Source organism: Chitinimonas sp., assembly GCF_036568685.1.
Taxonomy (GTDB): Bacteria; Pseudomonadota; Gammaproteobacteria; order Burkholderiales; family Chitinimonadaceae; genus Chitinimonas.
Genome location: NZ_DATCSC010000017.1, coordinates 1 through 21,495, shown reverse-complemented (window position 1 = coordinate 21,495; position 21,495 = coordinate 1). Strand labels below are relative to the sequence as shown.

Genomic DNA, 21,495 nt, shown 5'->3' with positions numbered 1-21,495 from the left:
CTCAGTGCCCCAGCTTGATTGCCTGCACGGGCAGGGCGGGGGAGAGGGTGCGGCCGTCTACGGCTTGGGGGGCGGCGCTGAGGATGGTGAGGCGGGCTTCGCTGGCGTCGCTGCTGAGGACCTTGGCGGTGAGGGTGGCGATCAGGCCGGCTCCCTTGGCGCCGGTGGGGCTGGAGAGAACGTTGGTGATCATGACCTGGCCGGCGTCGATCTGGGCGCTGAAGGCGGTGCTGCCGCCGTTGCGCAGGTAGTCGCCCTCGTTGACCTTGATGATCTCCAGCGCTTGCGGGTCGTAGCCGAGTACCAGGGGCAGGCCGTTGATGGCCAGCTCGCTCTGGTAGCGCAGGCGCAGTTCGACCGTGTCGCCGGGCTTGGCTTCCTTGGGGCCTTCCCAGCTGAGGACGCCATCGGCGGCGCTGGCGACCGGCTTGGGTTCGGTGCTTTCGGGTGCGGCCGGCGGGAGGGGGGCGGCGGTGACGGTGCCGCCCTGTTGCAGCAGGGTGCCGCCGGCCGGGGCACGGCCACCGCTTTCGAGGCGGGTGCGGCGGAAGTTGCTGTCGGTGCCGGATTCAAACTCCAGCATCTCGGCATCCGGGCGGCGGATATTGCGCACCAGGCGGGGGGTGATCGAGAGCACGATCTCGGTCTTGGCGTTGTCGTTGAGGTTGCTGCCGAACAGGCGGCCCAGCACCGGTACGTCGCCCAGGAGCGGCACCTGGTTGGCGGTGCGGCGGTCTTCGCTGTTGATCAGGCCGGCCAGCACCTGGTTTTCGCCGTCGCGCAGGCGCAGCACGGTGGAGGCGGTACGGGTACCGATCTCGTAGGCGCGGGTGCCCTTGGTCTCTACCGTCTTGAGGATGTTGCTGACTTCGAGGCCGATCTTGATCGAGACCTCGTCGTCGGGGTAGATGGTGGGCTCGGTCTCGAGCTTGAGGCCTACGTCCACATAGGCCACCGATTCGGACGAGAAACCGGTGGAGGTAAGGGTGGAGGTGATGACCGGTACGCGGCTGCCGATCAGGATCTTGGATTTTTCGCGGTTATGGGTGCGGATGCGCGGGTTGGCCAGGAGGTTGGCGTCGGTATCCTGGTCGCGGGCGTTGATGGTCATGGGGCTGACCGTGGCGCCGATGGTGCGGCTGTTGAGGTGGCGCAGGTCGTTGAGTGTAAGGGTGCCGCCGTAGGTCGACTGCAGGGGGGTGAGCACCAACTGGTCGGGCCACTGTATGCCCAGCTCCATCAACCGGGTGCGCTTCACTTCCAGCACCTCCACCTCCAGCATCACTTCCGGCTCGGGCAGGTCGTGCAGGGCCACCAGCTTTTCGGCCTGGCGGATCACGTCCGGGCTATCGCGCAGGATGATCATATTGAGCTTGTCGTCCACCACCACATCGCGCGCCTTGATGATGGTCTTCATGGTGTTGGCGACCGCGCGGGCCTCGGCATTGGCGAGGTAGAAGGTACGTACCAGCATGGGCTGGTAGTCCTTGCGTTTGGCGGCGGTGTCCGGGTAGATCAGGATGGTGTTGGCATCGAGCACCCGCTGTTCCAGCTGGTTGGTGAGCAGGATCAGGTTGATGGCCGATTCGACCGTGCTGTTGCGCAGGTAGATGGAGGTCTTCTGGTCGCTGCGTACATCCTTGTCGAACAGGAAGTTGAGGCCGGAGGTGCGGGCCAGGATGTCGAACACGCTGCGCAGCGGGGCGTCCTTGTACTGCAGGGTGACCGGTTTGCGGTAGCTGGCGGCCAGGCCCGATTCATTGCTGCGCTGGCGCTGGGCTTCGTCGATCTGCCTTTGCAGGGCCAGGGCGCGCGGTTGGTCCGGCCGCTCGGCCAGCACGCTGCGCAGCCGGCTCTGGGCGGTGTCGGCATCCTGCCGGCCCCAGGCCTGTTCGGCCTCATTCAGGAGGCGCTCGCGGCGGCGCTCGAACAGCACGGCCTGCAGACCGCTGCGGGCGCGGGCGTGGTTGCCGTCCACCGCCAGTATCTGCAGGTAGCGTTGCTCGGCGTCGTCGAGCTGATGTGCGGCCAGGGCCTGCTCGGCCTGCTGCAGCATCTGGCCCAGCATGCGGTCACGGGCGTTCAGGTAGGCCATGCGGTAGTCGGCGGAGTCCGGCGCCAAGTTGCTGGCCTCCTTGAGCTTGCTGAGGCCCTGCGCCGTATCGCCCTTGGCGATCAGGTCCTGGCCGTCGCGGTAGGCGGTCTGGGCGGCGCAGCCGGCCAGCAGCAGGAGGCCGAGGGTAAGCCCTGCCAAGCGCAGGGGAGGACGGTGCAACAGGGTCAAGCTCATTCTTCGCCTTGTCCGATAGCTAGGGTCTGGGGCTGGTTCAGGGGCAGATAGGTCAGCTGCAGATTGGGTGGGCGGATCTCGTCCACCCGGTAGCGGCCGAGCAGGGTGTCGCCCTGGTGGGCGATCAGGGTCTGCTCGGCTGCGTCGAGGTAGATCTCCCAGCGGCCGTCTTCCAGCTTCTTGCCGAGGAACTGGAAGGGCAGGGGGGGCGCCACCGGGGGCGGTGGCGGTAGCGGTTTGCTTGCTACCGGTGGTGGCGGTGCCGGTGGCTGGCGGGTCGAGAATGGATCGGTGGCCGCGTCGGACGCGGGCTCCTGCATCAGTGCGGCGCGCGGTACCAGGGCCGCCACCGTGGCGGGCGCGGCGCCGGCCGTTGTTACCTTGGCGGGGACCCGCTTGGTGCTGGGTGGCAGCGTGGCGGCCTGGGCGGGAGGGGCTGGCTCATTGCCCCAGATGGCCAGGTAGCCGGCCGCCATGAGGGCCAGCAGCATGATGGCGTGGCGCCGCTTCACGGCTTGCCTCCGGTCGGGGTGGCTGGTCGGGCCCAGAGGCTGAGTTTGAGCGTGGCGTCGAGATTGGCCTCTGTGGCGTTGTCGCGCTTGAAGCCCAGCTCATCGAGCGACAGATTGGGCTTGCCGCGCAGCAGGGCTTTGCAGAGGTCGCGCAAGTCGGCATAGCTGCCGGTGAGCGGCAGCTGGATCTGCAGCCGCTGCAAGCCGGCCTGGTTCTGTGGCAGCAGGCGGTAGTCGGCCTGGGCGAGGTCCCAGCCTTCCTCGCGCGCCAGGGCGAACAGCTGCGCGAGGTCGCGGTCGCGATCACGGCCCTGGTCCAACACCTGGTAGAGCGCATCCAACTGGTCTGCTACGGCTTGCGGCTTGGCCTTGGCCTTGGTCTGGCTGGCCTGGGCGTGCGCCAGGGCGTATTGGGTCTGTTGCAGTTGCTGGCGGGCCAGCGGAAGCGATAGCCAGACCACGGCGGCGGCGATGCCGAGGCCTATGCCCAGCAGGGTGGGCCAGCCCTGCCGCCGCGCGTGCAGCTGCAAGGCCAGCCGCCAGCTGGCCCAAGGGAGCTTGAGGTTCTTGGCCGCGGCCGCGTTCATGGCGCCGCCCCTTGCGGATAGGCCAGCAGCTCGAACTGCACGCTGCCACCGGCCACGCTGTCGTCGCTGCGGTGACGGCGCAGGACCACGTCGCGGAAGAAGCCGGTGCGCCGTAGCGCCTCGACATAGGCCAGCATGCGCTCGACGCTGTCGCTTTCTGCGCTGATGGCGAGGGTACTGCCCTGGGTGCTGGGGTTGATGGCCAGCAAGGTGACCTTGGGCTGGGCGGCGCGCTCGAAGGCGGCAAACCAGGCGGCCCACGGGAGGTTGAGCTGTTTGACGGCCTCGTTCAGTGCCTGGCGCTGGGCAGGCTTGAGCGCACCGGTCGCCTGGGCTGGTGGCTTGCCGCTTTGCCAGAAAGCCTGCTGTACGCTGGCTTGCAGGGCCCGCTCCAGCGAGGCGTTCTGCTGCTTGATCTGCAGCCACTGCCAGCCGCCCAGCAGCAAGGCGACGAGGGGGGCGAGCCACAGCAGGTGCAGATAGGCCGGCACGTTCGGGCGGGCGCCAGCGACGGCCGCAAAGTCGATGGCCAGGCGTTTCATGCGGTACTCCCGGCAAGCTCGGTAGCCAGTTTGCTGTGGGGCGCGGTCAGCCGTTTCAGCTGCCAGTCGCCCAGGCGGGCGCCTTGCGGCAGCCAACTGGCGGTGCCGGCCCAGTACACGGCTTGTGGCAGCTCGCCGTGCTGCACCTGCAGCCTGCGTGCTTCCCCGTCGAGCAGGGCCAGCAGGGCGGCCTGGCTGGGGGGCTCGGCCAGCCGCAGCTGCCTGACCGCCAGCCAGTGCCCCTGGTGCAGCAGGGCGTAGCAGAGGGTGTGTTCGGTGACCGAGCAGAACCACAGGCTGGCCGGCAGCTGGCTGGCCTGCTGGTTCCAGTGCTGGACCAGGGCCGGCTGCAGGCTGGTCAGTTGCCAGTGCTGCTTGAACGCCAGTTCGCGCACCGCCTGGGCCAGCGAGGCGGGCAGGGCGCTGGCCAGAAAGCTGCCCTGGCTTTGCCAGTCGGCCTGGATCTGCCAGTGCTCGCTGGCCTCGCCGTACAGCTGTTTGAAGCGGGCGGCGGCGATAGCCTGCAGGGTGGCCAGGCTGCCGGCATTGGCGGGGGGCTCCAAGAGCCAGTAGCGGGCCAGGGTGTCTGCCACGGTGACGCGCAGCCGTGGCCGCCAGAGGGCGCGGCGGGAGCTGGCTGGCTGTGTTGCCAGCTGGCGCAGGCAGGTCTCGGGCGCACCGTCCAGGTGGATCGGTCGGCCCTCGGCCGTGCGCAGTACGAGCCGGTCGGCACCGATATGGAGGGCGAGCGTTTCAGGCCATAAGCGTGACACGGCGTATCTCCTCCAGCGTGGTATGGCCTTGCGCGACCTGGCGCAGCGCTGCCTCGAACAGGGTCTCGGTGCCGTTGCGGCGGGCGGCTTCCTTGATCTGGCGGATGGGCCGCCGGTCCACGATCAGCTCGCGCAGCTCGTCGGTCAGGGTCAGGAATTCCGCGATGGCGCGGCGGCCCTTGTAGCCGCTGCCGCGGCAGTCGCCGCAGCCCTGGCCCTGCCGCAACTGGCCGCCTGCCAGCGCGTCGGCCGGCAGGCCCATGGCAGCCAGGAGGGCGACGTCGGGCGCGACCGGCACGCTGCAGTGCGGGCAGTTGAGGCGGATCAGCCGTTGCGCCCAGATGCCGTTGAGGGCGGAGACGAAGGCGTAGGGGTCGATGCCCATATGGGTGAAGCGGCCGAACACGTCGAAGACGTTGTTGGCGTGTACCGTGGTCAGCACCAGGTGGCCGGTGAGGGCGGACTGGACGGCGATCTCGGCGGTCTCGGTATCGCGGATCTCGCCGACCATGATCTTGTCCGGGTCGTGCCGCAGGATGGAGCGCAGGCCGCGCGCAAAGCTCAGGCCCTTCTTCTCGTTGACCGGGATCTGCAGGATGCCGGGCAACTGGTACTCGACCGGGTCCTCGATGGTGATGATCTTGTCGCGGCCGTGGTTGATCTCGGCGATGGCGCCATAGAGCGTGGTGGTCTTGCCGGAGCCGGTGGGACCGGTCACCAGCAGCATGCCGTAGGGCAGGCCGGCCAGCCGGCGCAAGGTGGCGAGCGAGGCCGGTTCGAAACCCAGCGCCTCCAGGCTGAGGCTGCCGTGCTCGGCGACCATGGCCTGCTTGTCGAGGATACGGATGACCGCGTCTTCGCCATGGATGCTGGGCATGATGGAGAGACGCAGGTCGATCTCGCGCCCGCCGGCCTCTACCCGGAAGCTGCCGTCCTGCGGTACGCGCCGCTCGGCAATATCGAGCTCGGCCAGCACCTTGAGGCGGGACACCACCTGCTCGGCCAGTTGCCGGCCATGGACCTGGGTGATGGCATCGAGCACGCCGTCGATACGGTATTTGACCGCCAGCCCCTGCGGGGTGGATTCCAGGTGGATGTCGCTGGCGGCGGCCTTGAGCGCATCGTAGAGGGTGGAGTTGACCAGCTTGACCGCCGGGCTGCCGCCGTCGCTGGCGGCCAGGAAGCTGAGCTTTTCGGCTACCCGCTCCTGGTCGGGCAGGGCGCTGCCGTCCAGCAGCAGCTGGTCCACCGCGCGGGTCGATTCCTCCTGCCGGGCGAGGTAGGCGTGGATATCGGCCGGCAGGGCCAGCCGGTAGCCGAGCGGTTGGCCGCAGTGGTGCTCCAGCCAGATGGGCAGGTCGGTGTCGAACGGGTTGCCGATGACCGCCAGCAGCGCCGCGCCATCGCGCAGCAGGGTGCAGCCGCGCTTCTGGGCCTGGGCCAGGGGCAGCAGGTCGAAAGCAGCCTGGGCGGCGAGCATGTCGGCGGTTTCCATGACCGGCAGTTGCAGCCAGTGACCCAGCTCGCGGCAGGCTTGGCGGGGCTCCAGGTGCAGTGTTTCCGCCAGCGCGGCGATCACGTCACTGCCCTGTTGCCGGGCGGCCGCCTGGGCGGCCTGCAGCAGCTGGGCGTCGAGCCGTGGGGTGTTGGCCTGGGGCGCGTTCACAGGCTGCCTGCCAGATCAAAGATGGGCATATAGAGCAGGACCACGATGCCGCCGATGACGAGGCCGATGGCGGTCATCAGCACCGGTTCGAAGGTCTTGGTGAAGCGCTCCATCCAGCGCGTGGTCTCGCGCTCGTAGAAATTGGCCGAGCGGGTGAGCATGGCGCCGAGCTGGCCGGAGCGCTCGCCTACCCGCAGCATGCGCAGCGAGATGGGCGTGCCGAGGCCATGCTGCTCGAAGGCATCGGACAGCATGCCGCCCTCGCGTATGGCCAGGGTGGCCGCCGCAAGGCGGGGGCGGGTAGTGGGGGCGGCCACGCTGGCGACCATGCCCAGTGCGGTGCTGATGGGGATGCCGCCTTCCAACAGCATGCCCAGGGTGAGATAGAGCCGCGATAGTTCGAGGATGTGCAGCCGCTCGCCGATGCCGGGCAGCTTGCGGGCGTAGGTCTGCCAGGCGCCGGTCTGTACCAGCCGGCGCACCTGCCAGGCCAGTGCCGCCAGCAGGGCGACCGTGCCGGCGGCGACCAGGCTGCCGTGCTCGGCCACCAGGCTGCCCCAGTCGAGCAGCCGTTGCGACAGCCAGGGCATGGGCCGGCCGGTGCCCTGGTAGACCGCGGCGAAGCGCGGCACCACAAAGCCCAACAGGAAGAACGCGACCGCGCAGCCGACGGTGGCGAGGATGGTGGGGTAGATGGCGGCGCTGACCAGGCGGCCGCGCACTTCGTCCAAGCGGATCTGGTAGTCCAGATAGCGAGCCAGCGCCTGTGGCAGCTCGCTGGTGCCCTCGGCCGCCTGCACCACGCCGACGTAGAGCGGCGGGAAGACGGCCGGCTGGCCGGCCAGGGCGGTAGAGAAGCGCTCTCCTTCGCGCAGCCGTTGCAGCAGGCCCCCGAGTACGCTGGCCGAGACCGCGTCGGCAGCCTTGTCGTGCAGGGCGTCGATGCTCTCCACCAGGCTCAAGCCCGCTTCAAGTAGTGCCAACAGCTCCTGGCTGAACAGCACCAACGGAAAGCGCTGCCGCCGCCCCAGCCTGGCCTGACCGGCCTGCGCGACCGAGAGCACGGTGAACTGGCGCGACTCGGCCTGGCGGCGGGCGTCCAGCTCGTCGCTGGCGTCGATGGCCAGCGTCTCTACCAGATTGTCGGGTGACAGGGCTTGCAGGCGGTACTGCATGGCGCTTGGCGTGTCTTAGCGGTTGGCGATATCGGCGTCGTCGCCCGTACCGCCGGGTGCGCCATCCTTGCCGTAGGAGAGCAGGTCGAACTCGGTGGGCGAGTTTGCACGGTAGAGGTAGGGCCTGCCCCAGGGGTCGAGCGGGATGGTCTTGGGCATATAGGGGCCGTTCCATTTGGCGAGATCGGCCGGGCGGGTGACCAGGGCAGTGAGACCCAGCTCGGTGGCCGGGTAGCTGCCGACGTCGACCCGGTAGGCATCGAGCGCCTTGGAGAAGGCCTCGACCTGGGCGCGGGCAACGGTCTGCTCGGACTTGCCGATCTGGGAGAAGTAGCGCGGCCCGACGTAGGCGGCGAGGAGGCCGATGATGGCAACAACGACTAGCAATTCCAGCAGGGTGAAGCCTGCGGAACGAGGTTTGAATTCGAGCATCGCCTATCCCTGGTTTAGCGCCAACTGCGCTCGGTTTTGTGCACGGCGCCTTGGTGATTTGTTGCCTGCGCAATATCGGTTTATTGCTTGGCTTTTTTGTTTGGTGGGGCTGGCGCAGTGTAAGCGATTCCCTTTGTTTATTAGTGGCTGGTTCTATTTAAAATAAGGGAAGATTAATAATCTAATTTAATCAGATTTATCTGAATCTTGAATTGATTGGGCTTTGCCGCTAATTGCACGGCGGTACGGATTTTAACCGTGTTGTTTTATTGATACTTCTGCTTACAGTTGTTTCTATCCATTTGCAGAGGCCCAAGGGTCGGGGAGTAGGATGCCCTCGCTGTTCATCGGTCCAGGGAACCGTTGGGCAGGTCTGCGCTACCCCCTTCAAGAGTGGGGGCGCTTTTCTCTCAAGCTCGCTTGAGAGCCGCTAACAAAACCCTTCTGGCGTTGTTGTGCAAGCTTGTCGTACTAACCGTACTGTCTGCGCTTGCACGCCTAGCCAGAACCGCTTCGCTGGGTTTGATTAGCGACTCTTTGCAACGGATTTTTCCGGGGCGGGGGATGGGCTTGCCCAACGGTTTCCTGGGAATTCCTTGTGTTGCTTGCAGGCAGGCACCGGTCCGCTTTGGGAACCGGTGTGCATCCGTTTTTGCTGCGGGTGATACGGGCAAGTCTTCTCAGACTCCAAGGAGCGTTATGAATAATTCCATCAAAAAAGCCCTGCTGGCTTTTGCCGCCGCGCTGGCATTGCCAGCCGCAATGGCAAGCCAGATTACCTTTGACCCGGCCGCCCCCAATATTTATGCCGGGGGTGAGGGTTTTGACGAAGCCGGCTACAAGCTCAATGTGGTGCCGCCCTTGGGTGGCGTTGACGGTGGCCTCAATGGCGCCGTGGTATCCAATGCCGCCAGCTGCGTGGTGCTGGATTGCCCGGTTGGTAATAGCACGCAGTATTTCCTTGGCCTGAACGACGGTGGTTTGAAGGTCAGCAAGAGCGACGGCCTGGGCTTTCGGCTGTTTGGCTTTGACGCCAGCTTTGTGGCGCCGGTGGTGGCCAACATCCCCTTCTCGGTCGCCCGCATCGTGATCTTTGGCCACGACGTGTTCGACAACGAGTACTGGACCAGCTTCACCCTGCCTGGCCAGAACGCCAATGGCTATTGGGAGTTCAGCAACTTTGTGTTCGACGCCACCGATACCTGGTTCCGCGACGTGACCTTCCTGGCCTGCCTGACCGACGAAAGCGGCCAGTGCGTGGCCGATGGCCAGAACCAGGCCCAGTTCGCGCTCGACAACGTGAACCTGGTGCCGGAACCCACCAGCTGGGCACTGCTGGGCATCAGCCTTGCCGCCATGCTGGTCGCAGCGCGCCGCAAGCGGCAGTTCTGATCGCCATCGTCAGAACCGTCCATTCAACCCTTGCATGGGAAACCAATCATGATCCGCAGACCCTCACAATGGGCCGTCCTCGCGCTCGTCTCCGGTCTGGCTGCTACCGCGGCCGCCCAGGATGCACGGCGCCCCTATATCGTCCAGTTGGCCGACAAGCCGGTCGCCAACTACACCGGCGGTATCAGCGGCCTCAACGCCACCCAGCCGCCCGCCGGCCAGCGCCTGAACGTACAGAGTAACGACGTACAGGCCTATATGAGCTACCTCGACACCAAGCAGCGCAGCGTGCTCGCCACGGTGGGCAATGCGCCGGTGATCTATGACTTCAAGCTGGTGTTCAACGGCTTTTCGGCCCTGTTGACCGACGCCGAAGTGCGCGCGCTGAAGAAGAATGCCGGCGTGGCCTCGATCGCGCCGGACGAGCCGCGTGAACTCCTGACCAACTACACCCCGCGCTTTTTGGGCCTGGACAAGCCGGGTACCGGCCTGTGGGCGCAGCTGGGCGGTACCCAGCTTGCGGGCGAGAACGTCATCATCGGCGTGGTGGACAGCGGCGTGTGGCCGGAGAACCCCGCCTTTGCCGACCGCGTGGATGCGCAGGGCAACCCGACCTTCGACCCCGCCGCGCAGCAGGTCTATGGCGCGCCGCCGGCCGGTTGGAGCGGCACTTGCCAGACCAGCGCGAGCTTTCCCTCGTGCAACAACAAGCTGATTGGCGCGCAGGTGTTCCGCGACACCTACGACAGCCTGATCGCCCAGGGCCTCTACACCCCGCACTGGAGCGACTACAACTCGCCGCGCGACAACGGTGGCCATGGCACCCATACCGCCAGCACCTCGGGCGGCAACTTCAATGTGGCGGCCAATGTGGGCGGCGTGGCGCTGGGTGCGGCATCGGGCATTGCCCCGCGTGCCCGCGTGGCGGTCTACAAGGTCTGCTGGAGCTACCAGGACCCCGCCAACCCCGCCCTGCCCAAGAATTCCTGCTTCAACGGCGACAGCGTGAAGGCGATCGACAAGGCCGTGGCTGATGGCGTGGACGTGATCAACTTCTCGATCAGCGGCAGCATGACCAGCGTGACCGATGCGGTGGAGCAGGCCTTCTTTGGCGCCGCCAACGCCGGTGTGTTCGTGGCGGCATCGGCCGGCAACAGCGGCCCGGCCAACCAGGTGGCGCACATCAGCCCCTGGCTGACCACGGTGGCGGCGTCTACCCATGACCGTTACTACGAAGGCTCGACCACCCTGGGCAATGGCGCGAGCTATACCGGCGTGACCCTGAACCAGAACCCGCTGGCGGCCACCGCCGTGGTGCTGGCCAAGGACGTGGGCGTGGCCGGGGCTGCTGCGCAGCAGGTGCGCGAGTGCTGGAACACCGGCGTGCTGGACCCGACCAAGGTGGCCGGCAAGGTGGTGGTCTGCGACCGCGGCACCGTGGCGCGGGTGGACAAGAGTGCAGCGGTGAAGGCGGCCGGCGGCGTGGGCATGATCCAGGCCAACCTGACTGCTGCGCAGAGCCTGAACGCCGACCTGCATACCGTGCCCACCCTGCATGTGGACAATGTGACCGGCGCGGCCATCAAGGCCTATGTGGCACTGGGCAACGGGACGGCCACCATCAGCAAGGGGCTGCTGAAGTCGGGCGTGATCGTGGCGCCGGTGATGGCGGACTTCTCCTCGCGCGGGCCGAACAAGGCTGACCTCAATACCCTCAAGCCGGACCTGACTGCACCGGGTGTGGATATCCTCGCCGGCTACATCCCCAGCCTGGACCAGACCCAGCATGACGCGGTCGACAACGGCACCGTGGTTCCGCCGCCGGCCTGGGACTTCCTGCAGGGTACGTCCATGTCCAGCCCGCACGTGGCTGGCCTGGCAGCGCTGCTGCGCCAGCAGCACCCGACCTGGTCGCCGGCTGCGATCAAGTCTGCGCTGATGACTACCGGCTACGGTACCTTCAACGATGGCCAACCGGGCCTGGCCAACGGGCGCCTGCCCTGGGCCCAGGGCGCCGGCCACGTGAACCCGAACGCCGCGGCCGACCCTGGCCTGGTGTACGACGCGGGTACGCTGGACTATGTGCGCTACATGTGCGGCATCAACGTGCTGCAGCCTTCGATCTGCTCGGTCTACGGCACCATCCAGCCCTATAACCTGAACCTGGCCTCGATCACCGCGGCCAACGTGCTGGGGCAGCTGAGCATTACCCGTACCGTGACCAATGTGGGCGCCACCCCGGCTACCTACACCGCCACTGCCGCCATACCGGGCTTTGACGTGACGGTATCGCCGGCCACCCTGACCCTGAACCCGGGTGAGAAGAAGAGCTTCAGCGTGCTGCTCTCGCGTACCACCGCGCCGCAGTCCACCTGGCAGTATGGTTCGCTGGTCTGGAGCGATGGCAGCCACACCGTGCGTAGCCCGGTGACGGCCCGTGCATCGCTGCTGGCTGCCGTGGCCAATGTGAGCAGCGAAGCGGCTTCTGGCAGCAAGGTGTTCAGCGTGGGTACCGGCTTCAACGGTGCGCTCACCAGCATCAAGGGTGGGCTGAAGGAGGCGGTGACCTTCAGCGACACGGTCAACAAGTCCAGCGACAGCGATGGCGGTGTGGCGGCCTGTACTGCAGGCAACGACCCGACCGGTGGCGTGAAGGTGCACCAGATCGTGGTGCCGGCCGGTAACCTGGTGACCCGCGTGGACCTGTACAACGCCGAGACCACCCATGGTGCAGCTGACGATCTGGACCTGGTTGTGGTCAACAGCGCTGGCGCCGTGGTGGGCAGCAGCGGTGGTGGTTCGTCGGATGAATCGGTGCAACTGCTCAACCTGCCGGCCGGTACCTACAAGGCCTGCGTGGTGGGCTACGCCCCGCAGGGCGGCAGCACCGGCTATACGCTGTCGAGCTGGGTGGTGAACAACGGCGATACCGGCGGCAACTTCAAGGTGCTGTTGCCGGCCAAGGCCTATGTGGGTGGTACTGCATCGGCCGCTATGAGCTGGTCTGGCCTGGCTGCGGGCAAGCGCTACCTGGGCGCCGTGCGCTATGTGGCCGAGAACGTGGCACAGGGCAGCACCGTGCTGCTGGTCGAGACCAACGACCCGCTGCCGCTGAGCAGCGGCACCAGCCGCAACAACCAGGTCGATCCACGGATCTGACCTTGGTTGGCTGTCGCTTACGCGATAGCTGGTAGTTAGAAACAAAATGACCGCGAGCTTTCGGGCTCGCGGTCATTTGTTTTTTGGTGTGCCTTTGCGGGCACTGCTCTGCAATCCCTAGTCAGGGAATGGATTGGGCGGGTACGGCGGTTGCCACCCTATCTATATAGGGCGGCAGCGCCGGCTACCTCGGATCGTTCCCGCCGCGGATCACCGGCCGCAGGGTGCAGGCGCCGGATTGGCACTGCGCGCCGGGGTCGGCGATCAGCCGGCAATCGGACATTTCGCCCGCGGCGCGGATTTCTTCCAGCCGCTCCTTGCTCTGCTGCTGGGCCAACTGACGGATGCGTGCGGCGTCGCCGTCATCTTGCGACCAGGGCAGGTAGAAGGCGGGGCCGCCGCAGGCCTTGGCGCCGGCCGGTACCGTCTTGCACTGTTCGTCGCGCTGGCAGCGGGCGGCGCCGATGGCCTGGCGCAGCTCGGTGAGGGTGGCTTGCGAGGCGGGGGCTGCGCTGGTGCTGGGCAGGCAGAGCAGGGCGGCGGCCAGGCTTAGCCATAGGCTCCGGGTCAGGCGCGGCATAGGGGGCCTCCTTATCGATGGGGTGACTGAGACTGCTGGCAGTCCAGGACGTTTCCGTCCTTTGTACTTGCCATCATGGGCGATGCGCGTGGAGGTGGCAAACCGCATGCCCGAGGGGTGTCATGTGCCGGTAGTGGCCGGCTTCTACCATGCCGGACTTCTGGCTCTAAAAGCAGAAAATCCGTATGTGCTGATGGTTGGTTTTCGAGGGGTTATCCACAGGCTTGTTGCGATCTTGCATCAGCGTCCAAGATCGGAAAGTGGGTCATTTGGCCCCGTATTGACGGGCTGTTTGGGGGCTTGACTTTTTACAGGCCCTGCAACGACGGGGCGGTGAAAAACAAGAGAGAAACAGCTATTGCAAGCAGGCAGTCGGGCTACTAGACTTAGTGGTCAGAGCAGTACAAAAACACTAGATCTTGTGTTTTCCACAATTCCTGCACAGATTTATGCACACGCCACTTCGGGTATTCCGGAGCGTGAATTTTTCGTGTGAGTTCAGGGATTTGCCGCATGGGCCGGGCTGAGTTTGCCCCCTGCGGCGCCGCCTGAACAGCATCCATACCCAAGGTATGGCGGGCCGCTATCCAGTGGCCGGCCTACTGGCAAACCAACAGCAAAAGGGGAAGTTCTCACTATGTACACCACCACCGATACCGCCAGCACCGCGCGCGCCGCCTACCCGCAAGGGAATGAGAGCGTGGCATCCGGTGCGGCGCAGCCCGTTGCCGAGTACAAGACCATCCGCCGTAACGGATCGGTCATGTCGTTCGAGCCGATGAAGATCTCGGTTGCCGTGACCAAGGCCTTTTTGGCCGTGCACGGTGGTGCGGCGGCGCAGTCGGCTTCGGTGCGTGAATCGGTCCAGAAGGTGACCGACCTGGTGGTGAACGCCCTGATGCGCCGCAAGCCCGAGGGCGGCGCGATCCATATTGAAGATATCCAGGACCAGGTTGAACTGGCGCTGATGCGCACCGGTGAGCATGACGTGGCCCGCGCCTACGTGCTGTACCGCGAGCGCCGCCACCAGGAGCGCCTGGCCAAGGGCGAGGCCGACCAGGCCCCGGCTTCTGCCATCAACGTGAACGACGAAGGCGTGAGCAAGCCCCTGGACGTAGCCAAGCTGCGCGCCCTGGTGCAGTCTGCCTGTACCGGCTTTGAGAAGGTGACCGACGCCGAGCATATCGTCGCAGAGACCCTGAAGAACCTGTACGACGGCGTGCCGGCCGAGGAAGTGCGCAAGTCCGCCATCCTCTCCTCGCGCCAGCTGATCGAGAAGGAACCGGCCTACTCCAAGGTGACCGCTCGCCTGTTGATGCACAGCCTGCGCCGCGAAGTGCTGGGCGAGGAAGTGATGCACGAGGAGATGGCGACCCGCTACGCCGAGTACTTCCCCAACTTTATCAAGCAGGGTATTGAAGCCGAGCTGCTGGACCCGGAACTGGCCCAGTTCGACCTGGCCAAGCTGGGCGCGGCCATGAAGTTCGAACGTGACTACCAGTTCGACTACCTGGGCCTGCAGACCCTGTTCGACCGTTACTTCCTGCATATCCACGGCCACCGTATCGAGCTGCCGCAGGCCTTCTTCATGCGCGTGGCCATGGGCCTGGCGCTGCGCGAGATCGACCGCGAAGCCCGTGCCATCGAGTTCTACAACGTGCTGTCGACCTTCGACTTCATGTCGTCGACCCCGACCCTGTTCAACTCGGGCACCCTGCGCAGCCAGCTCTCCAGCTGCTACCTGACCACCATTGCCGATGACCTGGATGGCATCTACGAAGGTCTGAAGGAAAACGCGCTGCTGTCGAAGTTTGCCGGCGGCCTGGGCAACGACTGGACCCCGGTGCGCGCCCTGGGCTCGCATATCAAGGGCACCAACGGCAAGTCGCAAGGTATCGTCCCCTTCCTGAAGGTGGTGAACGACACCGCCGTGGCCGTGAACCAGGGTGGCAAGCGCAAGGGCGCCGTGTGTGCCTACCTGGAGACCTGGCACGCCGACATCGAGGAATTCCTCGAACTGCGCAAGAACACCGGTGATGACCGCCGTCGTACCCACGACATGAACACCGCCAACTGGATCCCCGACCTGTTCATGCAGCGCGTGATGGAAGGCGGCGAGTGGACCCTGTTCAGCCCGTCTGAAGTGCCGGACCTGCACGACCTGTACGGCAAGGAATTTGCCGAGGCCTATGTGCGCTACGAAGCCAAGGCCGAGCGCGGCGAAATGCGCGTGCACAAGAAGATCCCGGCCCTGCAGCTGTGGCGCAAGATGCTGACTATGCTGTTTGAAACCGGCCACCCCTGGTTCACCTTCAAGGACCCTTGCAATATCCGCAGCCCGCAACAGCACGTGGGCGTGGTGCACTCGTCCAACCTGTGTACCGAGATCACCCTGAACACCAACGACAACGAGATTGCCGTGTGTAACCTGGGCTCGGTGAACCTGGTGAACCATATGGTCAAGGGCGCCGACGGCGAATACACCCTGGACAGCGACAAGGTGAAGCGCACCGTCAAGACCGCCATGCGCATGCTGGACAACGTGGTGGACATCAACTTCTACCCGGTCAAGAAGGCCCGCAATTCCAACCTGCGTCACCGCCCGGTGGGCATGGGCATCATGGGCTTCCAGGACTGCCTGCACATGCTGCGCACCCCGTATGCATCGCAAGCGGCGGTGGAATTTGCCGACAGCTCGATGGAAGTGGTGGCCTACCACGCCTACTACGCATCGACCGAGCTGGCCGAAGAGCGTGGCCGCTACCCCAGCTACGCCGGCAGCCTGTGGAGCCGTGGCATCCTGCCGCAGGACAGCATCGACCTCCTGGCCGAAGCCCGTGGCGGCTACCTGGAGATGGACCGTTCGTCCAAGCTGGACTGGACCGTGCTGCGCGAGCGCATTGCCACCTACGGCATGCGTAACTCGAACTGCCTGGCCATCGCCCCGACCGCGACCATTGCCAATATCGTGGGTGTGTCTGCCTCGATCGAGCCGAACTTCCAGAACATCTTTGTGAAGTCCAACCTGTCGGGCGAATTCACCGTCATCAACGAGCACCTGGTGCACGACCTGAAGGCCCGCGGCCTGTGGGACGACGTGATGATTGGCGATATCAAGTACTTCGACGGTTCGCTGCACCGCATTGACCGCGTGCCGCAAGACCTGAAGGACATCTACGCTACCGCCTTTGAAGTGGAAGCCCAGTGGCTGGTGGAATGTGCCTCGCGCCGCCAGAAGTGGATTGACCAGGCGCAGAGCCTGAACATCTACATGGCCGGTGCATCGGGCAAGAAGATGGACGACCTGTACAAGCTGGCCTGGGTACGTGGCCTGAAGACCACCTACTACCTGCGCACCTTGTCGGCATCGAGCGCCGAGAAATCGACCGGCCGTGGTGGCGAGCTGAACTCGGTGCCGGTGGGTGGTGGCCAGATGGCTGCTGCTGCCGTGGCCGCCCCGGTGGCCGCTGCGCCGGTGATGCCGGAAGCCGAAGGCGCCGTCTGCATGATGCGCCCGGGTGATCCGGGATTTGCAGAATGCGAAGCTTGCCAATAAAGCCTAGCCACCAATAAAGCCCCTCTGGCTTTGTTGTGCGAGCTTGCCGTACCAGACGTACTGTCTACGCTCGCACGCCGCGCCAGAGCCGCTTTGCTGGGCTTTCTTGGCGGCTAGTCGCCGCTAAGTGGGAAGGGGAGGGTGACCACCCCTTTCTGCGCCTGCGGTAGCTACCGGCCGCAAGGGCCGGATGAATAGAAAGAAGATGGGCTGCCTGCCTGATGGGCGGTGGCTTATCCAGTTGAACAAGTAAGTGCTTCAAACTGTCCAAACGACTGATTTGAAAGGAAATAATATGCTGTCCTGGGACGATACCCCCGCTCAACCTGCCGCCAAGCCGGCTGCCCCGCAAACTCCGGCGCAGCCGCAGTATTCGTTTGAATCGGCCCCTGCCCAAGCCGACTACAACACCGCCAGCGTGCAGGCCCATAGTGCCGGTCGTGTCAGTGCCGTGGACAAGCGCATTATCAACGGCGGTACCGACGTGAACCAGCTGGTGCCGTTCAAGTACAAGTGGGCCTGGGAGAAGTACCTGGCCACCTGCGCCAACCACTGGATGCCGCAGGAAATCAATATGCAGCGCGATATTGAGCTGTGGAAGAACCCCAACGGCCTGAGCGAAGACGAGCGCCGCCTGGTGAAGCGCAACCTGGGCTTTTTTGTGACCGCCGACAGCCTGGCGGCCAACAATATTGTGCTGGGTACCTACCGCCACATCACCGCGCCGGAATGCCGCCAGTTCCTGCTGCGCCAGGCATTTGAAGAGGCGATCCACACCCACGCCTACCAGTACATTGTGGAGAGCCTGGGCCTGGACGAAGCCGAGGTGTTCAACGCCTACCACGAGATCAAGTCGATCCGCGACAAGGACAACTTCCTGATCCCGTTTATCGACGCGCTGACCAACCCCAACTTCAAGACCGGCACGCCCGAGGCTGACCAGCAGCTCTTGAAGTCGCTGATCGTCTTTGCCTGCATCATGGAAGGCATGTTCTTCTACGTGGGCTTTGTGCAGATCCTGGCGCTGGGCCGCCAGAACAAGATGACCGGCGCTGCCGAGCAGTACCAGTACATCCTGCGCGACGAATCGATGCACTGTAACTTCGGCATTGACCTGATCAACACGATCAAGCTGGAAAACCCGCACCTCTGGACCGAGCCCTTCAAGGCCGAGCTGACTGGCCTCTTCCAGAAGGCTGTTGAGCTGGAATACGCCTACGCCGAGGACACCATGCCGCGCGGCGTGCTGGGCCTGAATGCTTCGATGTTCAAGGACTACCTGCGCTTTATCTGCAACCGCCGCATGCAGCAGATTGGCCTGGAGCCCATGTTCCCGGGTGCTACCAACCCCTTCCCGTGGATGAGCGAGATGATCGACCTGAAGAAGGAAAAGAACTTCTTCGAGACCCGCGTGATTGAGTACCAGAGCGGTGGGGCTTTGAGCTGGGATTGATAGTGATGTGAATAAAGGCTGCCAGAGATGGTGGCCTTTTTTCTGGGTAGAGTTGGGTTAAATAGACTAGGTAGAGCTGCCGGAAATTGTGGTCTGTTCCCTATTTCGCTTTTGTGCTCAATCCGACCGGCCTGACGGCCGGCGAGTTAGCTTCAGGTTATGACTTTATGACTCTCATTGGTTCAAATGGCTGGAAGCCTTTGGCACAACATTTGACTGAGTTGCTCTGTAGCGGTCAGTCGTTGGGTGATGCAGTTCGAATCGTATCGGCTCGTCCTGACTCAAGAATTATCTTTCTCCTCAAGGCAGTGCAAATTGCTTGCAATGTTTCTTCCCGCGAAGCTGCCAAAATTGTTGCCAAGGAAGTCACATCAATATCACCCTAACAAGGCAGTCAGTCGGGCACCAAATTGCTGCGCAGTTTGGTGCCTCCATTACGCTCTTGTGCTGGTTACTTTAAATGTAAGCCCTTTGTCGCGGGAGTCAGTTCATGTCAAAGCCCAGAATTAGTGTCAATAAACTTGGTGAGTATCTGACCGCAACGCCTTCCAGGCGAAAAAGAATTATCGAGGATCAGCAGCAGCCAAAGACATTTGTCGCAGCCAGGTACTCTGACGCTAGAGAAGAAATTGTTGAATACCTCTCGACTGGCATGAGCGACGACTCAGAAATTCTGTCCGCTGCGAAAAGACTTAGAATCCAAAATGGTGGAAGTGAATTTGTAGAGCATGATCGACAAGCTTCTGCCTCAGCAATTGAGGATTTCCTAGAGGCTTCCGGAGATTTGGATTTGGAAAGCCTCGTTGTTGAGGCAGGGCAGTCTACTTCATCCCATACTATGGAAGTCGCGGGGGTGGAAATAAGTATGAGGCCGGATGCTGTACTTAAAGATCCAGAGTCTGGGCAAGTCGTCGGTTGCGTAAAACTTCATTTTTCCAAAACAAGCCCATTAACGCCTCAGGCGGCCGAATATGTGGCTACCGCCATGAGAGTTTATTTAGAAAGTGGAGAGAGTAGTTCAGCAATCGATCATTCAAAGTGTTATGTGGTTGACGTTCCGACTCAGCGGGTTGTTAGTGCTCCGAAGGCCTTCAAAAGAAAAATGAACGACATCGAAGCGGCTTGTGAGGAAATTGATGCGCGCTGGAAAAATAAGGTTTAGCTAGGCGATGAACGTGGTGCTGGAGAGTTTCTGGAGAAATTAGGGCCATTTCTTGCAATTACGCATGAAATTGTTAGCTTGCAAGACCTGACCCCAAATTACGCTGGATTACGCTGGGCATTAATACTTGGACACGTATGAATCTGAATCAAAGGCTCTATAGAAATTTTGTCGCATTAATAGCGCCACGCGGAAAGCCGACCTTGCGTCCGCTATATCGGCTTTTTCAAGCGGCGGCAGTTGCAATGTTTCTGGTTTTTGTTGTTAACCTATTCTCAATCGGAAAGAGTTCTTTCGGCGAGTGGGGTGATTTCTTCGGCGGGGTACTAAACCCAATCCTTACTTTTCTAATGTTTATGGGGTTGTTGATTACAATCGTTATTCAGCAAACCGAGTTGCAGGAGTCTCGCGTTGAACTTAGGCGTTCAGCCGATGCGCTGCGCGACCAAAACGAAAGCCTGAGGAAACAGAACTTCGAAAACACTTTCTTTCAGATGTTAGAAATTCATAATCAGATCGTGAACGCAATCGATCTCGTTAGCGAGCAGGGAAGGGTCACCAGAGGTAGAGACTGTTTTAGTGTCTTCTACACAAGGTTTAATAAAATATATCGTGAAAATAAAGAAAAGGCGAATGGAAAATACACTGAAGAATCGGTTTTGAAGTTGGCTTATCAGCTGTTCTGGAAGGAGCATCAAACTGAGCTGGGACATTACTTTCGCTACCTTTATAACGTGGTCCGCTTTATTAAGGAATCGAAGCAGGTGGATGGCCCTTATCTACGCCTAATTCGCGCCCAGCTTTCTGATCAGGAGCTCCTGCTGCTCTTCTATAACTGTGTTTCCGATAACGGCGGCAATTTTACACCTTTGGTAGAAGAGTTTGCACTCTTGGACAACATTCCGAAAATTCGTCTTCTGGACAAGATGCATGACGGCATGCTCCAACCCTGCGCATTTGGCGCGCAGAAAAATACCCAACAGGACACAGCGGACGTCTGGTAAGCGAGGGTTTCTGTTCACTGACCCCATGCAGGTGTCGCTGAACTCCACGTTAGGTTCTTTCCACACTAACGCAGCATTAAATTTAGGAGAAATATGGAATCCGTAGAGAAATTGGAACTGCACTACCATCTCAAGGATCAGTCCCATTCAATGGATGCATTGATCAGAAATAGATGTGAGGCGGAAGCCCTTGCAGCCTTCTTGGAAATTGCCAAATCATTAGGAATTACTGTTTCTATTGAGACATCCGCCTATACGGAAGGTGGCTTACGGGAAATATGGGACTTCATTGGGAAAAACAATAATCAACTGACGTTACTGCTCGCAATAGTTGTGCTGATATTTTCGAGAGTCCCTGTAGCTCCCGTGTCAGACGCTCAGATGGACAACCTAAATAAAGAGATTGCTAAGCTAACCCTGGAGGAAAAAAGGCTAGCTATAGAAAAACTCAAGCAAGAATTAAAAGAAAATAACGTCTCTAAGGAAACTCTGAATACCGGCGCCGCCGCTATCCAAGAAAATGTAAAGATCGCAGTAAGGCGCTCAAATTTTTATAAAAATCTTGTGGAATATGGAAAAGTTACTGGTGTCGGTATTTCCCCAGTAATTGAAAGAGATATTGAAAATTATGTTGACAAGTCAGAGTTTCACAAATTCGTGCTATCCACAAATAACTTGCCTGTTGAAATTGTCGAGCCGGCTACTATTGAAATAGTCGCTCCTGTCCTAAAAGAAGGGAACTATCAGTGGAAGGGTATCTATCAAGGGGAATTAATCTCATTTTCCATGGCTGACGATGAGTTTAAGTTCTCCGTCCTTGCTAGGCAGGTGTCATTTCAGCATGGATCAGTGATCGAATGTGTTTTGAAAATCAATCGCAGATTCGATGCGGTTGGCGACATCGTAATTACCGGGTACTCCGTTTCTGTAGTGCTTAGTGTGTCCGACGGGGAGAACAAAAATGAAACGCTCCAAGGTGCGCGTCACAAAGCTTACAAAAAATTTCTAAAAGATCAAGGCGAGCTTTTCTAATGAAAATTAACCTTTCGGTCAAAAAAATAAAAAATACCGGGGTCAGATACCGTCTTGAATAGCAAGCCCAGGTTGTCCGTGATTTGCATCAAACGGCTTGCCGGACGTGATCACCCCATAGATCAGGTGGGCCAGCTTGCGCATCACCGCCCCAATCACCGCCTTGGGAGCTAGGCCGGT

17 protein-coding genes are annotated in these 21,495 nt (G+C 62.0%); 8 read left to right on the top strand and 9 right to left on the bottom strand.

Translation table 11 applies throughout. The annotated features are described in order from the left end of the window. Nucleotide 1: 1 nt before the first annotated feature. Genes VIM95_RS02905 through gspG form a run of 8 tightly spaced genes read right to left on the bottom strand, consistent with a single transcriptional unit; the run spans nucleotide 2 to nucleotide 7,977 of the window. Nucleotides 2-2,290, bottom strand: coding sequence for a secretin N-terminal domain-containing protein (locus VIM95_RS02905; protein ID WP_331982819.1), 2,289 nt, complete (start codon nucleotides 2,288-2,290; stop codon nucleotides 2-4). Beyond that, nucleotides 2,287-2,802: a hypothetical protein gene (locus tag VIM95_RS02900; RefSeq protein ID WP_331982817.1), complete on the bottom strand. Its 516-nt coding sequence runs from the start codon at nucleotides 2,800-2,802 to the stop codon at nucleotides 2,287-2,289. Before VIM95_RS02900 ends, VIM95_RS02905 begins: the two co-directional genes overlap by 4 nt. Continuing rightward, entirely contained in the window at nucleotides 2,799-3,389 is a 591-nt protein-coding gene (locus VIM95_RS02895) for a hypothetical protein (RefSeq protein ID WP_331982815.1), read from the bottom strand. The genes VIM95_RS02900 and VIM95_RS02895 overlap by 4 nt, the downstream gene beginning before the upstream one ends. After that, nucleotides 3,386-3,931 carry a hypothetical protein gene (locus VIM95_RS02890; protein WP_331982813.1) on the bottom strand — a complete coding sequence of 182 codons (546 nt, stop codon included), beginning with the start codon at nucleotides 3,929-3,931 and terminating at the stop codon, nucleotides 3,386-3,388. Before VIM95_RS02890 ends, VIM95_RS02895 begins: the two co-directional genes overlap by 4 nt. Then, entirely contained in the window at nucleotides 3,928-4,704 is a 777-nt protein-coding gene (locus tag VIM95_RS02885; protein ID WP_331982811.1) for a hypothetical protein, read from the bottom strand. Before VIM95_RS02885 ends, VIM95_RS02890 begins: the two co-directional genes overlap by 4 nt. Further along, a complete protein-coding gene (locus VIM95_RS02880; protein WP_331982809.1) occupies nucleotides 4,685-6,370 on the bottom strand; it encodes a GspE/PulE family protein in 1,686 nt (561 codons plus the stop codon). The genes VIM95_RS02885 and VIM95_RS02880 overlap by 20 nt, the downstream gene beginning before the upstream one ends. Continuing rightward, entirely contained in the window at nucleotides 6,367-7,545 is a 1,179-nt protein-coding gene (locus tag VIM95_RS02875; RefSeq protein WP_331982807.1) for a type II secretion system F family protein, read from the bottom strand. Before VIM95_RS02875 ends, VIM95_RS02880 begins: the two co-directional genes overlap by 4 nt. Nucleotides 7,546-7,560: 15 nt before the next feature. Then, complete coding sequence (gene gspG, locus VIM95_RS02870) at nucleotides 7,561-7,977, bottom strand: type II secretion system major pseudopilin GspG (protein ID WP_331982805.1); 417 nt, start codon at nucleotides 7,975-7,977, stop codon at nucleotides 7,561-7,563. Between the two features lie 699 nt (nucleotides 7,978-8,676). On the opposite strand from gspG, the gene VIM95_RS02865 reads away from it, so the two are divergent. Both VIM95_RS02865 and VIM95_RS02860 read left to right on the top strand, forming a co-directional pair. Next, nucleotides 8,677-9,369, top strand: coding sequence for an NF038120 family PEP-CTERM protein (locus tag VIM95_RS02865; RefSeq protein ID WP_331982803.1), 693 nt, complete (start codon nucleotides 8,677-8,679; stop codon nucleotides 9,367-9,369). Between the two features lie 48 nt (nucleotides 9,370-9,417). Continuing rightward, nucleotides 9,418-12,528 (top strand): S8 family peptidase, encoded by a 3,111-nt coding sequence (locus VIM95_RS02860; protein ID WP_331982801.1) that lies wholly within the window; start codon nucleotides 9,418-9,420, stop codon nucleotides 12,526-12,528. A 184-nt stretch (nucleotides 12,529-12,712) separates the two neighbouring features. Here VIM95_RS02860 and VIM95_RS02855 read toward each other — a convergent pair whose 3' ends face one another. Next, nucleotides 12,713-13,108 carry a hypothetical protein gene (locus VIM95_RS02855; protein ID WP_331982799.1) on the bottom strand — a complete coding sequence of 132 codons (396 nt, stop codon included), beginning with the start codon at nucleotides 13,106-13,108 and terminating at the stop codon, nucleotides 12,713-12,715. Nucleotides 13,109-13,745: 637 nt separating this feature from the next. Here VIM95_RS02855 and VIM95_RS02850 point away from each other — a divergent pair. The 6 genes from VIM95_RS02850 (at nucleotide 13,746) to VIM95_RS02825 (ending at nucleotide 21,315) form a co-directional block, all read left to right on the top strand. Then, nucleotides 13,746-16,664 carry a ribonucleoside-diphosphate reductase subunit alpha gene (locus tag VIM95_RS02850; RefSeq protein WP_331982797.1) on the top strand — a complete coding sequence of 973 codons (2,919 nt, stop codon included), beginning with the start codon at nucleotides 13,746-13,748 and terminating at the stop codon, nucleotides 16,662-16,664. A gap of 295 nt (nucleotides 16,665-16,959) precedes the next feature. Next, the gene (locus VIM95_RS02845) at nucleotides 16,960-18,117 is read left to right on the top strand and encodes a ribonucleotide-diphosphate reductase subunit beta (protein WP_331982795.1); all 1,158 of its coding nucleotides are present in this window, start codon (nucleotides 16,960-16,962) and stop codon (nucleotides 18,115-18,117) included. 86 nt (nucleotides 18,118-18,203) lie between these two features. Further along, nucleotides 18,204-18,503: a hypothetical protein gene (locus tag VIM95_RS02840; RefSeq protein WP_331982791.1), complete on the top strand. Its 300-nt coding sequence runs from the start codon at nucleotides 18,204-18,206 to the stop codon at nucleotides 18,501-18,503. Between the two features lie 104 nt (nucleotides 18,504-18,607). Beyond that, entirely contained in the window at nucleotides 18,608-19,279 is a 672-nt protein-coding gene (locus tag VIM95_RS02835; RefSeq protein WP_331982789.1) for a hypothetical protein, read from the top strand. Nucleotides 19,280-19,416: 137 nt separating this feature from the next. After that, nucleotides 19,417-20,283 (top strand): putative phage abortive infection protein, encoded by an 867-nt coding sequence (locus VIM95_RS02830; protein WP_331982787.1) that lies wholly within the window; start codon nucleotides 19,417-19,419, stop codon nucleotides 20,281-20,283. A gap of 93 nt (nucleotides 20,284-20,376) precedes the next feature. Continuing rightward, complete coding sequence (locus tag VIM95_RS02825) at nucleotides 20,377-21,315, top strand: hypothetical protein (RefSeq protein WP_331982785.1); 939 nt, start codon at nucleotides 20,377-20,379, stop codon at nucleotides 21,313-21,315. Nucleotides 21,316-21,495 lie beyond the last annotated feature (180 nt).

What these genes read in the sequence shown, in the direction of transcription:
- VIM95_RS02875 (WP_331982807.1), bottom strand. Translation starts at nt 7,545, where the DNA reads ATGCAGTACCGCCTGCAAGCCCTGTCACCCGACAATCTGGTAGAGACG.
- VIM95_RS02905 (WP_331982819.1), bottom strand. Translation starts at nt 2,290, where the DNA reads ATGAGCTTGACCCTGTTGCACCGTCCTCCCCTGCGCTTGGCAGGGCTT.
- VIM95_RS02865 (WP_331982803.1), top strand. Translation starts at nt 8,677, where the DNA reads ATGAATAATTCCATCAAAAAAGCCCTGCTGGCTTTTGCCGCCGCGCTG.
- VIM95_RS02835 (WP_331982789.1), top strand. Translation starts at nt 18,608, where the DNA reads ATGTCAAAGCCCAGAATTAGTGTCAATAAACTTGGTGAGTATCTGACC.
- VIM95_RS02845 (WP_331982795.1), top strand. Translation starts at nt 16,960, where the DNA reads ATGCTGTCCTGGGACGATACCCCCGCTCAACCTGCCGCCAAGCCGGCT.
- VIM95_RS02855 (WP_331982799.1), bottom strand. Translation starts at nt 13,108, where the DNA reads ATGCCGCGCCTGACCCGGAGCCTATGGCTAAGCCTGGCCGCCGCCCTG.
- VIM95_RS02825 (WP_331982785.1), top strand. Translation starts at nt 20,377, where the DNA reads ATGGAATCCGTAGAGAAATTGGAACTGCACTACCATCTCAAGGATCAG.
- VIM95_RS02895 (WP_331982815.1), bottom strand. Translation starts at nt 3,389, where the DNA reads ATGAACGCGGCCGCGGCCAAGAACCTCAAGCTCCCTTGGGCCAGCTGG.
- gspG (WP_331982805.1), bottom strand. Translation starts at nt 7,977, where the DNA reads ATGCTCGAATTCAAACCTCGTTCCGCAGGCTTCACCCTGCTGGAATTG.
- VIM95_RS02860 (WP_331982801.1), top strand. Translation starts at nt 9,418, where the DNA reads ATGATCCGCAGACCCTCACAATGGGCCGTCCTCGCGCTCGTCTCCGGT.
- VIM95_RS02890 (WP_331982813.1), bottom strand. Translation starts at nt 3,931, where the DNA reads ATGAAACGCCTGGCCATCGACTTTGCGGCCGTCGCTGGCGCCCGCCCG.
- VIM95_RS02850 (WP_331982797.1), top strand. Translation starts at nt 13,746, where the DNA reads ATGTACACCACCACCGATACCGCCAGCACCGCGCGCGCCGCCTACCCG.
- VIM95_RS02830 (WP_331982787.1), top strand. Translation starts at nt 19,417, where the DNA reads ATGAATCTGAATCAAAGGCTCTATAGAAATTTTGTCGCATTAATAGCG.